This is a genomic window from Cyclobacterium lianum, assembly GCF_900143075.1.
In the GTDB taxonomy this organism is placed as follows: domain Bacteria; phylum Bacteroidota; class Bacteroidia; order Cytophagales; family Cyclobacteriaceae; genus Cyclobacterium; species Cyclobacterium lianum.
On the sequence record NZ_FRCY01000003.1, the window covers coordinates 15,702 to 29,874 of the forward strand.

The following is a 14,173-nucleotide window of genomic DNA, read 5'->3' on the forward strand; positions in this document are numbered from 1 at the left end:
TTCTAAATTGTGCAATCGATTGCTCAAGATAATCAAATATTCGAAATGTTACATAAAGTTTTACGAATTCATCCTGAAGACAATGTTTTGGTAGCCCTTAGCGATTTAAAAAAGGATGAAAAAATTTCCTTCGAAGGAAAAGATATTGTATTGACGAGTCATGTGCCGGCAAAGCATAAATTTACCATGCAAGCCTTGCAGTCAGACGACAAAATATATATGTATGGGATCATCGTAGGCAAGGCCGTGAAGGAAATCGCAAAGGGTGAGGTCATTACCGTGGATAACATCGCCCACCAGACAGCACCCTATACCGGCAAGAGAAAACCCTTTTCCTGGAAAGCTCCTGATGTCAGCTCCTGGAAAAACCGCACCTTTGATGGCTACCACCGACCTGATGGTCAGGTGGGTACTGCCAATTACTGGCTGGTAGTTCCGCTTGTTTTTTGCGAAAACAGAAATGTGGACATCATGAAACAAGCGTTTGTGGAGGAACTTGGTTTTGCCAAACCCAATCCCTACAAATCATTTGTAAAGGAAATGAAGCAGATGTACCTGGAGGGCAATCGGGAAGGATTACATGAAGCAGGCGTTGCCAGCCTCGAACAAAGCGGTGAACAGAAGTTGTTCAAAAATGTAGATGGCATCAAGTTTCTGACGCATAATGGTGGCTGCGGGGGCACCCGGCAGGATTCAGAGGCGCTTTGTGCACTTATTGCCGGCTATATCAACAACCCCAATGTGGCCGGTGCTACAATATTGAGCCTGGGTTGCCAGAATGCCCAACCCGCCATTCTGAAAGAAAAACTGGCCAAAATTGATCCGGAATTCAAAAAGCCGGTGATCATTCTGGAGCAACAGGAAGAGGGCACGGAAGCCCAATTGCTGACGCGGGCCATTCAGGCTACCTTCCTAGGTCTGGCAGATGCAGATCAATTGAGACGAAAACCTGCTCCTCTCAGCAAATTAACGATAGGCTTGGAATGCGGGGGATCTGATGGATTTTCCGGCATCTCTGCCAATCCTACGCTCGGACAGGTGTCTGACATGATTGCAGCGCTGGGCGGCAAAACCATTCTTTCCGAATTTCCGGAACTGTGTGGTGTAGAGCAGGAGCTGATCAATCGTTGTTCCACGGATGCGCAGGCTGAAAAATTTGTACAACTGATGCGCACCTATGCCGCATCTGCTGAGGCAGTCGGATCGGGTTTTGACATGAATCCAAGTCCGGGCAACATCAAGGATGGGCTGATTACAGATGCGATAAAATCTGCCGGAGCAGCAAAAAAAGGAGGTACTTCTCCCGTAAAAGATGTTTTGGATTACACCGAAATTGCCACCAGACCGGGTCTGAACCTTTTGTGCTCCCCGGGAAATGATGTGGAAAGCACCACAGCCATGGCCGGATCTGGCGCCAATATCATTCTGTTTACAACAGGTCTGGGCACGCCCACCGGAAACCCCGTAACCCCCGTCATCAAGGTAGCCTCCAATCACAGATTGGCCGAAAAGATGCCGGACATCATCGATGTGGATACCGGAGCGGTCATCTCAGGAGAAAAAACCATAGAGGAAATGGGCAACGAACTTCTGGATTATATCGTGCAAGTAGCCAGCGGGAAGGTCCAGGCCAAAGCTGTTTTGTTAAACCAGGACGATTTTATACCTTGGAAAAGGGGAGTTTCTCTTTAATCAATCACCAACAAAAGTTTTTAATACATGTCTCAATTATTTTCAGTAAAAAACAAAGTAATCATCATCAGTGGTGGCACAGGAGTATTGGGTAAAGCCATGGCCAGGCACCTGGCGGAAGAAGGAGCGCAAATGGTCATCCTCGGCCGCAATCAGGAAAAGGTAGAAAACCTGGTTAAAGAAATTAAGGACGAGGGAGGATTTGCCTTCCCTGCAGTAGCAGATGTGACCAAAGAAGCTGAAATCGTCCAGGTAAAAGAACAATTGGAAAAATCCTTTGACCAGATCGACGGGCTGATCAACGCGGCAGGGGGTAACATGCCGGGAGCCACAGTGATGCCGGACCAATTTTTCACAGACCTTTCCTCGGACGCTGTCAAATCGATTATGGATCTCAATTACATGGGAACCTTTCTGCCTACCAAAGTATTTTTACCGCTGCTGGTGAAAACCAGGAAAGCCTCCATCATCAATATTTCGTCTATGGCAGCCAGCAGGCCCATGACCCGGGTGATGGGCTACGCTTCAGCCAAAGCGGCAATTGACAACATGACCAAATGGATGTCAGTAGAATTTGCCAAAAAATACGGAGAAGGCATCCGGGTCAATGCTGTGGCTCCCGGATTCTTTCTGACTGCACAAAATGAGCGTCTGCTGACCAATAAGGATGGTAGCCTGACTGAGAGAGGTAACCTGATCAAGGAGCACACTCCAATGGCCAGATTCGGAAAACCGGAAGAATTATTCGGGGCAGTGCAATGGCTGAGTAGCGAGGCATCAAAATTTGTAACAGGAACGATAATCGAAGTAGATGGAGGCTTCAGTGCATTTTCAGGAGTATGAGCAAAAGTTTTAAACCCATAATGATGGAGCAGACCATGCGCTGGTATGGTCCCAAAGATCCGGTAAGCCTTGCAGATATCCGGCAGTCTGGCGCTACCGGTATCGTAACCGCCCTGCACCAGATCCCGAATGGAGAGATTTGGCCCAGAGAGGCCATAAGGGAACGAAAAGCGATGATAGAAAAAGCAGGTCTTATCTGGTCTGTCGTGGAAAGCGTACCGGTTCATGAAAACATCAAAACCCGGTCGGGAGAATATCTGCGATACATAAAAAACTACCAGGAAAGTATCCGGAACCTGGCAGCCGAAGGTATTCATACAGTTTGCTATAATTTTATGCCCATACTGGACTGGACCCGGACCAATTTGGCCTATGCACTTCCGGATGGATCAAAAGCGCTTCGGTTTGAGATGCGGGCAATTGCGGCTTTCGATATACACATCTTAAAACGTCCGGGGGCGGCCAAAGACTACAGTCAGGACATGCTTGACATGGCAAAAGCCTATTTTGATGGTTTGAGTGATGAAGCGAAAGACAAATTGGTAGACACCATTATTGCGGGTCTGCCGGGAGCAGAAGCGGGCTATACGGTAGCAGACTTTCAGGAGGCGCTGGACACCTATACGGGCATAGATGCGGCAACCTTGGGGAATAACCTGGATGCCTTTTTGAGTGAAATTATCCCTGTGGCAGAAGCAAGCAAAGTATACATGTGTGTTCATCCGGATGATCCCCCCTACCCGATTTTTGGACTGCCAAGAGTGGTCAGCACTGCTGCTGATTATGACCGTATCCTGAAAGCAAATGATAACCCCTACAATGGCTTTACATTTTGCACCGGCTCCTTGGGGGTAAGGGAGGACAATAACCTGCCGGAAATGGTAGAAAAATATGGAGATTATATCCACTTTATCCATCTGAGAAGTACCCAGAGGGATGCCGATGGTAATTTCTATGAAGCCAACCATCTGGAGGGTGATGTGCCCATGACAGATGTGGTAGAAGCCATACTAAGGATGCAGCAGCGACGCGGAAAATCACTGCCCATGCGGCCGGACCATGGTCATCAGATGCTGGATGACCTGGCAAAAGTAACCAATCCGGGCTACTCTGCCATTGGCCGGCTGAGAGGTCTCGCCGAACTCAGGGGTTTGGAAATTGGTATTGCACGAAGTATTTTTGATGCGACAAAATGAGGATTAAAAGAAAAAAGTCAATATATCATTTAACCTGAAAGTAATTATGAGTGAAAAAGCGAATGGCAGAAGGGATTTTATCAAAAAATCAGCCATGACGACCATGGGCATTTCTGCCCTGGGAGCTGTAGGATTTTCGGCCAAAAGTTATGGCAAAATCCTGGGTGCCAATGAGCGGCTAAACATTGCCATTGCCGGTTTGGGCAGACGACTGGGTGCCTTTTACAGCCCCATAGGACTGAAATCAAGTAATGTAAACCTGGTATACCTCTGTGATGTCATGCAGTCTCAGAGGGAGAGGGCAGCAAAGAATTTTGAAAAGCACATCGATTACCAGCCAAAACTGGAAAATAGTATCCTGAAAGTAATCGAGGATCCTGAGGTCGATGCCCTGATCAATGCTACTCCGGATCATTGGCATGCACCCGGCACCTGGCTGGCCCTGGAAGCGGGCAAACATGTGTATGTAGAAAAACCATGTAGCCACAACCCCTACGAGGGCGAATTGCTGGTGGCCTACCAAAAGCAATATGGCAAAGTAGTGCAAATGGGTAACCAGCAGCGATCGGCACCAGAAAGTATAGAGATCATCAAGGCCATTCACGATGGCGCTATTGGCGATGTGTATAAGGCCGTTGCCTTTTACAACTCGGCCAGAGGCGAAGTTCCTAACCAGAAGAAGGCTGCTCCTCCGCAAGGCCTGGATTGGGAACTTTTTCAGGGTCCTGCCCCGCGAAGGGAGTATACCGACGACACCTGGAATTACAACTGGCATTGGTATGGCTGGGATTACGGAACCGCCGAATCAGGTAACAATGCCACCCATGAGCTGGATGTTGCCAGATGGGCCTTACAGGTCGATTTTCCTGAAAAAGTGATGGTAGACTCCGGGAAATACCACTGGCCCAACGATGGCTGGGAGATGTACGATACCATGGATGCCGTGTTCAAATTTTCAGACAACAGGACCATTCAATGGGATGGAAAAAGCCGAAACGGCCACAACACCTATGGTCCGGGCCGGGGCACCATCATCTACGGTACCGATGGTTCGGTATATGTAGACCGCGGTGGTTACAAACACTTTGATAGAAGCGGAAAAGTGGTCAAAACGAACGAGTCTGGTGGAAGCGAAGCGGGCACAGCACTAGGCGGTGGCGGAGACATGTCCACGCTGCATGTGGTCAACTTCTTTGAAGCCATCAGAGGCAAACAAGAACAAAACAGTCCCATAGACGAAGGAGCCAAAAGTGTACTGCTTTGTCACCTGGCAAATATCGCTTCCCGAACCGGAGAAATTTTGGAATGCGATTCTTCCAACGGGCACATCAAAAATAGCAAACAGGCCAGCAAGCTCTGGAAAAGAGAATACGAAAAAGGCTGGGAACCTAAGTTAAAAGCCTAGAGCGCTTTTTTTATCCGATAAAAACCACCAACCATCCCCGGTTTACCACCGGGGATTTTTTTATATCATAGCATAGCTGTTAAAACTAAACAAGCGACATATATGCTGGTAGGCATATGCCCGCAGGTTGCCTGCTGGCGAACCTACGGGCTTGAAAAAATCAGAAACCTAAACCAAAAACATTTTCTAATGGACGGTCCAATGTGAGATCACCGAGCTTGTGCATTTGCTCAAGTGTAGGTCACCGCCAGCAGATTGGACTTCAACCAGGTCGCTGCACCATGATGCGCTATCATGTTTTCTGGCACGATCATCTTTGCGGCGTTGGCCGGATTGCCCAGAGACGCTTCCCGAATCCATAAAACGGAGCCATCTCCGTCATTAAATATCACTATATGTCCGTTTGTTGATGAAAAATGAGTGGGAAGTGGCGCCTCGTAGGTATGCGGCAGCCATCGGGCAGGATAAGCATGACCGTGGTCACCATGGTCTTCCATACCAGAATCAAGAATACGGATTTTGCCGTCTTCTTTAAGGAAAATGATCTTAAATTAGCCTTCCACCAACCTTCTGTGCCCTTTTCCCAAATGCATCAGATATTCCTCATATTGCCCCATATGGGGATTGATGATCAGACCATCTGCCCTGTACAGTAATTGTTTTCTAAACTCTAATGCTTTTTCTAAAGGAACCTTTTGGACCTTCAGCAAAAACTTTAGGGATTCCTCCAGGCTATCCAGGGATTGGTCTGTATAGACTACCCTCATAGACCCAACCTGTCGTCCAACTTCTTCTCTAACTCCTCCCTTGTAAATACGCTACCTGTCCGGATATCTTCTTCGGCTTTTAATGCCCTGGAGGTCATTCTCTCTTTAAGGACCGGGTCTAAACTGGACTTTATAAGTAAGGTTTTAATCGCCTCCAACACATGAAGGTCATTTTCCTTTTCGATCAGCGTTCTTAATTCCTGTTTTATGTCTATTGCTCCCATAATAATTATAAAGGTATTTTATTTGTGGATTTATGTTTCTTCTCAACCCGGTAACTGGTGTTGCTTAACCGCCATTCTCCGTTCCACTAAGCCCTTTTGTTTGTCACTTTACCATGTGGCCCCAGGTTTGTAAATTGCGAGCACATGGTTATTCCTCAGGTCGTTCCGAACTTTTAATAGACTTCAGCTAATGGCCGGAATTTCTGCTATGACTGTTGACGATATCTATAAATGGTAGCTACTGAATGAAGTTACCCTGCTTACCAAAGAGTAGTTAAGGAATTTCTTCATTAGGAATCTGGCGGCTTCGGCAAGTTCACCAAAAAAATCGCAGACCAGCAATTTCTCCCTATCTTTACCCCCCAAATCAATAATCCGGAATTACATGATTAGTAAACTTATCAAAACAACCTTGATACTCCTATTCATCACCACCCCTATCCTGGCCCAGGAAGAAACCGAATGGGATGTTGCTGCGCCTTCAGGAGATTGGGATTTTAAAAACATAACCTTTACCACCGACGAAGGCACCTGGATGAACCTGGATGTCAGCCCTGACGGGAATACCATTGTTTTCGACCTGTTGGGAGATATTTACTCCCTGCCAATCGAAGGAGGAAAGGCTACCGTATTGAGATCTGGATTGCCCTTCGAGGTGCAGCCCCGGTTCAGCCCTGACGGGCAGTGGATTTCCTTTACCTCCGATGCCGGTGGCGGGGACAATGTATGGGTAATGAAACCCGATGGCAGTGATGCAAGGCAAGTCACCAAAGAATCCTTCCGCCTGCTCAATAACGCTGTCTGGATGCCCGACGGTAATTTTTTGGTGGCCAGAAAACATTTTACCTCAGGTAGGTCCCTTGGTGCCGGTGAAATGTGGCAGTACCATATTTCCGGAGGGGAAGGATTGCAGCTTACAGAAAGGAAAAATGACCAGCAAGACGTCAACGAACCCAGTGTGTCTCCGGATGGCCGGTACCTCTATTACAGCGAAGACATGTCTCCGGGTGGCAGTTTTGAATACAACCGGGATCCCAATGGGCAAATTTATGTGATCAAACGCTACGACTTTGAAACAGGCGAAACGGAAACCCTCACCGGAGGCCCCGGAGGAGCAGCCAGGCCACAGGTTTCTCCCGATGGGAAAAAACTGGCCTTTGTAAAACGAGTCAGAACCAAGTCGGTGCTCTACATCCACGACCTGGTAACGGGCGAAGAGTGGCCCGTCTATGATGAACTGAACAAAGACCAGCAGACTGCCTGGGCCATTTTCGGGGTTTATCCGGGATTCGCCTGGATGCCGGACAATGAAAACCTGATCATATGGGCCAAGGGAAAAATACAAAAAGTCAATACCAAAACCCCTGACTCTGCTGAAATTCCTTTCACAGTCGATGTTACAATTCCTGTGGCTGACAGGGTACATTTTGATCATCCGGTGGAACGGGAAACCTTTACCGCAAAAATGATCCGGGATGCCATCACTTCTCCTGACGGAAAAACACTGGTATTCCGGGCTCTGGGTTATTTGTGGATCAAGGCCTTACCGGATGGAGTTCCCGAACGAGTGACCCAGGGAAACGACTTTGAAGCGGAGCCGGCTTTTTCCCCCAAAGGAGATAAAATCGTTTTTGTCACCTGGAATGACCTGAATAAAGGAGCCATCAGGGAATTGGACCTGAAGAGTAATCGGTTATCTAGCCTCAGCCGGGAAAAGGGAATCTATCGAAACCCCTCTTATTCTCCGGATGGGACCCGGATCCTTTACCGGAAAGAAGCGGGCAATCTGGATCAGGGACGTTCGTTTACAAAAAATCCCGGTATTTATCTGATGGATCTCCAATCCCGGGAGACCAAAAAGTTGGTGGAAGACGGGGATTTCCCAGTGTTTACCGAAGATGGCAATCGGGTATTTTTCCAGACCGGTGGGAAATTTTTTGGCAACCTGACCAAGAGTCTGAAGTCGGTAGATCTCAACGGACATGATGAAAGATCCCATATATCTTCCAAATACGCAAACCGGCTGGTGCCAAGTCCTGACAACAAATGGGTGGCTTTTGTCCATTTACACCGGCTTTATGTGGCTCCCCTCGTTTTGAATGGCCGCTCGGTAGACCTGGACGACAAAACAAAGTCCGTCCCCCTTGCCCAGCTATCTGAAAACGCGGGGCTGAACCTCCACTGGTCTCCGGACAGTGAGACCATTATTTGGACGCTGGGAGATGTCTACCACAGCAAGTTACTGGACGAAAACTTTGATTTTCTGGGCCAATCAGGTAGGAAAGAGGAACAAACCGAAAACGAAGCGATAAAAATCGGACTGGAGGCTGCGGTTGATCAGCCGGAAGGCATCATTGCCTTTACAGGGGCTACCCTGATCACCATGGAAGGAGATGAAGTAATCGACAACGGCACGGTAATCGTCGAAGGTTCTGCCATCAAGGCAGTAGGTCCCTCTGCTGCCATTTCCATCCCTGCGGGAGCCATGGTCTACGACATGTCAGGAAAAACCATCCTGCCAGGCATTGTGGATGCCCATGCCCATATCGGGGCCTTCCGGGATGGGCTCACCGTGCAGCAAAACTGGCAATTGTACGCCAACCTGGCATTTGGGGTCACGACGGCCCATGATCCTTCGGCCAATACCGAAACGGTATTTACCCTTGCTGAAATGGTGAAAAGTGGTGCATTGGTCGGTCCCCGTATTTTCAGTACAGGTTTTATCCTATATGGCGCAGAGGGAGATTTCAAAGCGGTCATCAACAAACTTGAAGATGCAAGGTTCTCCGTACACCGGACAAAGGCCTTTGGTGCCACCTCAGTAAAATCTTATAACCAACCCCGGCGGGATCAGCGACAACAGGTATTGCAAGCAGCCAGGGAAATGGGGGTCAATGTGGTTCCGGAAGGAGGATCTACCTTTTTCCACAACCTGTCCATGATACAGGACGGGCATACCGGCATTGAGCACAACATACCCATTGCTCCGGTATACAAAGATGTGTTAACGCTCTGGGGCCAAACTGAAGTCGGGTACACCCCTACTTTGATTGTGAATTACGGAGGCCTGAATGCCGAGTATTACTGGTACCAGAAATCCGATGTCTGGGAGAATGAAAAGTTATTGCGTTTCAGTCCGCGCGGTACCATAGACGCCCGATCAAGACACCGCACCATGGTACCGGATGAAGAGTATGAAAACAGTCATATACTTACTTCCAAGGCGGTTTCGGCGCTTTCCGCAAAAGGAGTGAAAGTCAATTTGGGTGCGCACGGGCAATTACAGGGCCTGGGTGCCCACTGGGAATTGTGGAGCCTGGCACAGGGCGGCATGTCCACTCACGAGGCACTAAAAACCGCTACCATCAATGCGGCCCAATATATCGGCATGGGCAATGACATAGGATCTATTAAAGAAGGAAAGCTGGCCGATCTGATCATCCTCAACAAGAATCCGCTGGAAAATATCCGCAACTCAGAAACCATTACCCATACCATGGTGAATGGCAGACTTTATGAGACAGAAAACATGGATGAAATCGGAAATGAACCCTCAAAAAGGAAACCCTTCTATTGGGAAAACAGGCTGTTCAATGAAGCCTTTCCCTGGCATGAGAGCATCCAAAGCTTCATGCACAGTGGATGCGGATGCGGATTGGCACATCCATAAAACGCCAATCCTGCACAGCAGAAAAATTGACCGGCAAAACCTGAATCAATAAGCATCTGGCATTGAATGCTCCAAAGTAAAAAAAGACCCCGGCAAATTGCTTCTTCAATTTCCAGGGTCTTTTTCCTTAAAACGCTATACCTGTTTCAGCAACAGGTTTTCTCTTCCCATATGCGGATCGGATCGGCTATGTCGGCCAAACTCCAATCTACCGGCGTACCGTTTCAGGAACGCGTCATTTTCAGTCTGTAGCAGGCTGAAATCATACCATCCATGGCTGGAAGCGGTAGCGATACGTACAGATTTCCTGTCTCCGGCAGGGAGGATAAGCGACTTGCTCCCCTGACCATAGGCATTGTCCTGTACCCGTACCGATACGGGTTTGCGGTCCTGGTTCTCAAGCTCAATGAGAAAATATCCCTTACCTGACACAAAGTCTTCCGACTTGTAAACAGATTTGGTTTTCAGGCCACTTGTCTTATTATTTCCTCTGAATTCCCGAAAAAATCCATTCGGCCCATATACCAGGAGGTGGTAATGTTCGTCCCGGAAAGCCTCCAAAGGCCATTGATATAGCAATTGATCTCCGGGTTTCAGCGCAAATGACCAGGATCTCATTGTAATCAACTGACCGGTTTTGCTGTCCCTGAAGGTTCCGGGTGCATATACCAAAAACGGAGCTCCTAGCGCCTTTTTCCCAAATTTTCGATCGGAAGCGTTAAAGGTGAGGGCAAACGTTCCCTTCGCAGTATCCACCTCACCATCCACGTACAACTCATAGGCAAGCGCACTGGAAGGCCGGGTACCCGTTTCCTGCTTTGGTATCCAGGGGGAATCCATTGGGTTCCTATTGGCCTGCTGGATTTCGTTTTGGTCAAGCACTTTAAAATTGTCCGGCAAGTCTTTGAAGGCGGCATTGTAGATGGACTTCACATGTTCCTCCATATCTACGGATTCCGGCAATGGAATTTCTTCGCCATTGTAGGGCCTGAATACAGAGGTTAGATCTCCACAAATATTTCTTCTCCAGGAGCTAATATTGTCTTCATGTAGCCGCTTTCCGGTTTTATGAGACAATAACTTTTCCATAAACATGATGGTAGAGGTGATATCGCACACTTCGGAGTTGACCCAGCCTCCCCTGCTCCAGGGTGAGGCCACAATCAAAGGCACACGGTACCCAAGTCCTACCGGACTTTCTCTGGCATCTTCCGGCCTTATGCCCGGATAGCTCAATTCCTGATCCAGGGTCACAAATTCACTCCTGGCATCCAACCCTTCCGAAAGCCTGCCTGTAGAAAGATCACCGGGTTTAGGGGGAACAAAGGGAGGTACATGGTCAAAATAACCATCATTCTCATCATAATTGAGGATGAATATGGTCTTTTTCCATACTTCCGGATCACTGGTAAGTATATCCAGGGCTTCAGAAACATACCAGGCACCGTACCAGGGTGCACTTGGATGGTCGGAGAAGTTTTTTGGTGCTACAAGATAAGAAACGGTGGGCAGTGTGCCCTTTTTCACATCCTGTCGGAAAGCATGAAATATATCCCCTTTGGGTATTCTGGTCTCCCGTTCTACCCCCTGATCCTTGAATTGTAAACGTTCCGTATGGTGGTAATCCGGATCTCCTGTATTGGTCGTAAACGCCCTTTGGTGCAATTCCCGCTCTCTGTCACTCAACTTCGCGAACTTTTCCGGATTAAACTCAGCAATGGTTTCTTTCACAAAACGCAAATCGGCCTTTTTCTGCTCCAGTTCATTCCGCATAGCTTCATTTTCTGTGGTACCGTCCAGCGAATTTTCCAGTTGGGCTATTTCTTTCGAAAGCCTTTGTTGCTGATGCTGAAGGTACTCATAATGTCCTGGCGTGTATCGTACACCAAACTGCCTGAACCACTCCAGGTTATTGTCGGTAAAATTAGCCAGCCAGGATTCATCTTCACCTTCCAGTAATGTATTGACGCTAACCTCATTTTGATACACCTTCCAGGAAATGCCATGATCCTGGAGCCGCTCCGGAAAAGTCTTCCAATCTACTTCTTTGCCATAGGTATGTTCCCCGTTCCTTACCAGGGGTTTCTCTCCCGGATTCCCAACAGACTTACCTGCCCAGAGGTAATTTCTATTGGTGGTAGTACCTGTGAGAGACGCACAAAAGTGTTGGTCACACACAGTAAAAGCTTCGGCAAACGCGTAATAGAAAGGGATATCTTCGCGGTCATAAAAGCCCATGGTAAGGGGTACATGGCGAAAGGCTTCTCTTCCAGGCCTTTTGGCCTCTATCCACCCATCGTGCCGTCCGCCATTTCTCGCATCCACCTGATTTTCCCAGGAATGCGGTATGGCACTCATCCATGTGGCTTTTGTGTCTTTGATGTTCAGTCGGAAAGGGGCGAAAGTTTGCCCCTGATTGTCTTTCTGAAGCCATATCGGGCTCTGATCGGCGTGCCGGAGGGCCCTGGGATCATTGAACCCCCTCACACCCTTCAATTTGCCAAAGCAATGGTCAAAGGAACGGTTTTCCTGCATCAGGATCACCACGTGTTCGGCATCCAGGTAGGTACTTCCAGGCTCTGGGTTAATGGCCATGGCTTTCTGTATGGTAGCAGGCAGACTCCCCCAGAGTCCGGCACCGCCGGTGAAAAGGGCTGCCTTTTTTAAAAATTCTCTTCTGTTATCCTTCATATTGATTACACTTTCTTATGCGCTCTGATCATTTGGGTAAATCATTTGCCTAAACCAAACCCCCGAAGAAATATCTGGTTTTTCTTCGGGGGTTTCGGATCTTTATCTTTTAGTCTACATCCCACCAAACCCGGGTGGTGATCCTATCCTCTCCCTGTACATTCACGGCATCCTGATAATTATCCCTGTTTAAAGCCTGGACACTTGTCGGGTACATAAACCTCACCGGCACTGCATCAATGTATGCTGCCGGGCCAGGTTGAATTTCGGGAATACCGGTCCTCCGCCAGTCAAACCAACCTTCCAGACCATTGAAAAATAAAGCCAGCCATTTCTGCGTGGCAATTTTGGTCAGTTTCTCCTGTTGACTACCCAGATATGCCACCTCTGCCTGAGAAAAATACTCAGGAGCCGGCTGCACTGCATCTGCCAACACATTGAGATTTGCCACACGCAGCCGCTCCTCATAGTAATCAAAAGAAGCACGCATCCCATTGTCATAATAAGTGGCGGCATCTCCTTCGCTGATATATCCTTTTTCTCTGGCCTCTGCCAGAATAAATTGCAATTCCGGATAACTCATCAGTATGGTCTGAAATCCCACCGGCGAAGCAAATTCAGAACAGGTAAGACAAGAAAAAAGCAAACCTACCCGGGAGATAAAATTTGAGCCTCCCTTATTGGGATCACCCGAAGGTGAATACCCGTAGGCATTTTCATCCGCAAGCCCATTGGGAACCCCGGCATAATCGTCCGGATCTCCTATAAGCCCTGCTCCACTGTCATTTGTGGGCTGAAAGTAGGCAAAAAGTCTGGGGTCATTCATGTCTTTAAGGTATCCCTCTATGGTTGTACTCAACCGGTATTCGTCAAAGGATCCTGACCTGGTGGTATACAGGTAGTGCTGATTGGGCACATCCTGGAGGTACTGCAGAGCAGCATTATCGGCATTGCTTTCAAACAGGGGAAACTGATCCGGGTTACTGACGATGGACTGCATGGCCGCAGAAGGGTCCTCCCTGTCTGAAAGCCGCATCAATGCCCTTAATCGCAAGGAATTGGCCAGTTTTTTCCATTTCATCACATCCCCCTGAAACAGGATGTCCCCATCCAGGCCTTCCGAGGAGCTCCCAAGGAGTTGATTGGCGCGCTCCAAGTCTGCAAGGATGCCATCGTATATGACATCCTGCCTGTCAAATTTGGGATAATTGATTCCTTCCTTAGCACCTATGGCTTCCGTATAGGGCAGATCGCCATAGGCATCTGTCATGAATGCGTACATCAAAGATTTCATAACGAGTGCTACGCCAAGATAGTTGTTTTCTCCCAACTCTCCGGAGATCAATTCCATATTGTTTACATCCCTAAGCGTATTGTAAAAAACGCTATAGGGGTTTCCTTCCGGGCCCCAGTTGTATCGATCTTCGTTGGTAAATTGAATTTTTGCAGTGTATTGCATGACCACGTTCCCGATTCCCCAACCTTTCCCGACAATTTCGTTTGCCGCATTTCTGATAATGTTTGGCAAGAGCAGGGAAGACGACACCGTCTCCGGGCTGTTGGGGTTGCTATTGATCTCCTCAAAGTCCTTGTCGCAGCTAAAGCACACCAGCGCAAAGAATAGTACCATGGGCTTAATGTAATAGTGATATTTTACTTTCATGATTTTTTCATTTAAATTTTTT

10 protein-coding genes are annotated in these 14,173 nt (G+C 48.1%); 5 read left to right on the forward strand and 5 right to left on the reverse strand.

Translation table 11 applies throughout. From position 1 onward, the window contains the following. Nucleotides 1-45: 45 nt before the first annotated feature. The 4 genes from BUB19_RS05195 to BUB19_RS05210 are packed head-to-tail and all read left to right on the forward strand — an operon-like array spanning nucleotide 46 to nucleotide 5,136. On the forward strand, nucleotides 46-1,692 hold the full coding sequence (locus BUB19_RS05195; protein ID WP_073093244.1) for a UxaA family hydrolase: 1,647 nt from the start codon (nucleotides 46-48) through the stop codon (nucleotides 1,690-1,692). Between the two features lie 27 nt (nucleotides 1,693-1,719). Then, a complete protein-coding gene (locus BUB19_RS05200; protein ID WP_073093246.1) occupies nucleotides 1,720-2,535 on the forward strand; it encodes an SDR family oxidoreductase in 816 nt (271 codons plus the stop codon). Beyond that, nucleotides 2,532-3,731 carry a mannonate dehydratase gene (gene uxuA / locus BUB19_RS05205; protein WP_245802778.1) on the forward strand — a complete coding sequence of 400 codons (1,200 nt, stop codon included), beginning with the start codon at nucleotides 2,532-2,534 and terminating at the stop codon, nucleotides 3,729-3,731. Before BUB19_RS05200 ends, uxuA begins: the two co-directional genes overlap by 4 nt. Before the next feature lie 46 nt (nucleotides 3,732-3,777). Continuing rightward, a complete protein-coding gene (locus tag BUB19_RS05210; RefSeq protein ID WP_073093248.1) occupies nucleotides 3,778-5,136 on the forward strand; it encodes a Gfo/Idh/MocA family protein in 1,359 nt (452 codons plus the stop codon). Nucleotides 5,137-5,366: 230 nt separating this feature from the next. On the opposite strand, the gene BUB19_RS05215 is transcribed toward BUB19_RS05210, so the two are convergent. The 3 genes from BUB19_RS05215 to BUB19_RS05225 are packed head-to-tail and all read right to left on the reverse strand — an operon-like array spanning nucleotide 5,367 to nucleotide 6,127. Next, entirely contained in the window at nucleotides 5,367-5,633 is a 267-nt protein-coding gene (locus BUB19_RS05215) for a hypothetical protein (protein ID WP_073093250.1), read from the reverse strand. 54 nt (nucleotides 5,634-5,687) lie between these two features. After that, entirely contained in the window at nucleotides 5,688-5,903 is a 216-nt protein-coding gene (locus BUB19_RS05220; RefSeq protein ID WP_073093252.1) for a hypothetical protein, read from the reverse strand. Then, nucleotides 5,900-6,127 (reverse strand): hypothetical protein, encoded by a 228-nt coding sequence (locus tag BUB19_RS05225; protein ID WP_073093254.1) that lies wholly within the window; start codon nucleotides 6,125-6,127, stop codon nucleotides 5,900-5,902. Before BUB19_RS05225 ends, BUB19_RS05220 begins: the two co-directional genes overlap by 4 nt. Before the next feature lie 385 nt (nucleotides 6,128-6,512). Here BUB19_RS05225 and BUB19_RS05230 point away from each other — a divergent pair, with 385 nt between their 5' ends. Beyond that, nucleotides 6,513-9,797: an amidohydrolase family protein gene (locus BUB19_RS05230; RefSeq protein WP_073093256.1), complete on the forward strand. Its 3,285-nt coding sequence runs from the start codon at nucleotides 6,513-6,515 to the stop codon at nucleotides 9,795-9,797. Between the two features lie 135 nt (nucleotides 9,798-9,932). On the opposite strand, the gene BUB19_RS05235 is transcribed toward BUB19_RS05230, so the two are convergent. Next, nucleotides 9,933-12,488 carry a phosphocholine-specific phospholipase C gene (locus BUB19_RS05235; RefSeq protein ID WP_073093258.1) on the reverse strand — a complete coding sequence of 852 codons (2,556 nt, stop codon included), beginning with the start codon at nucleotides 12,486-12,488 and terminating at the stop codon, nucleotides 9,933-9,935. A 109-nt stretch (nucleotides 12,489-12,597) separates the two neighbouring features. Continuing rightward, nucleotides 12,598-14,151 (reverse strand): SusD/RagB family nutrient-binding outer membrane lipoprotein, encoded by a 1,554-nt coding sequence (locus BUB19_RS05240; protein WP_084097060.1) that lies wholly within the window; start codon nucleotides 14,149-14,151, stop codon nucleotides 12,598-12,600. Nucleotides 14,152-14,173: the final 22 nt, after the last annotated feature.

Coding starts and splice junctions, on each gene's coding strand:
- BUB19_RS05195 (WP_073093244.1), top strand. CDS start 46: ATGTTACATAAAGTTTTACGAATTCATCCTGAAGACAATGTTTTGGTA.
- BUB19_RS05200 (WP_073093246.1), top strand. CDS start 1,720: ATGTCTCAATTATTTTCAGTAAAAAACAAAGTAATCATCATCAGTGGT.
- uxuA (WP_245802778.1), top strand. CDS start 2,532: ATGAGCAAAAGTTTTAAACCCATAATGATGGAGCAGACCATGCGCTGG.
- BUB19_RS05210 (WP_073093248.1), top strand. CDS start 3,778: ATGAGTGAAAAAGCGAATGGCAGAAGGGATTTTATCAAAAAATCAGCC.
- BUB19_RS05215 (WP_073093250.1), bottom strand. CDS start 5,633: ATGGAAGACCATGGTGACCACGGTCATGCTTATCCTGCCCGATGGCTG.
- BUB19_RS05220 (WP_073093252.1), bottom strand. CDS start 5,903: ATGAGGGTAGTCTATACAGACCAATCCCTGGATAGCCTGGAGGAATCC.
- BUB19_RS05225 (WP_073093254.1), bottom strand. CDS start 6,127: ATGGGAGCAATAGACATAAAACAGGAATTAAGAACGCTGATCGAAAAG.
- BUB19_RS05230 (WP_073093256.1), top strand. CDS start 6,513: ATGATTAGTAAACTTATCAAAACAACCTTGATACTCCTATTCATCACC.
- BUB19_RS05235 (WP_073093258.1), bottom strand. CDS start 12,488: ATGAAGGATAACAGAAGAGAATTTTTAAAAAAGGCAGCCCTTTTCACC.
- BUB19_RS05240 (WP_084097060.1), bottom strand. CDS start 14,151: ATGAAAGTAAAATATCACTATTACATTAAGCCCATGGTACTATTCTTT.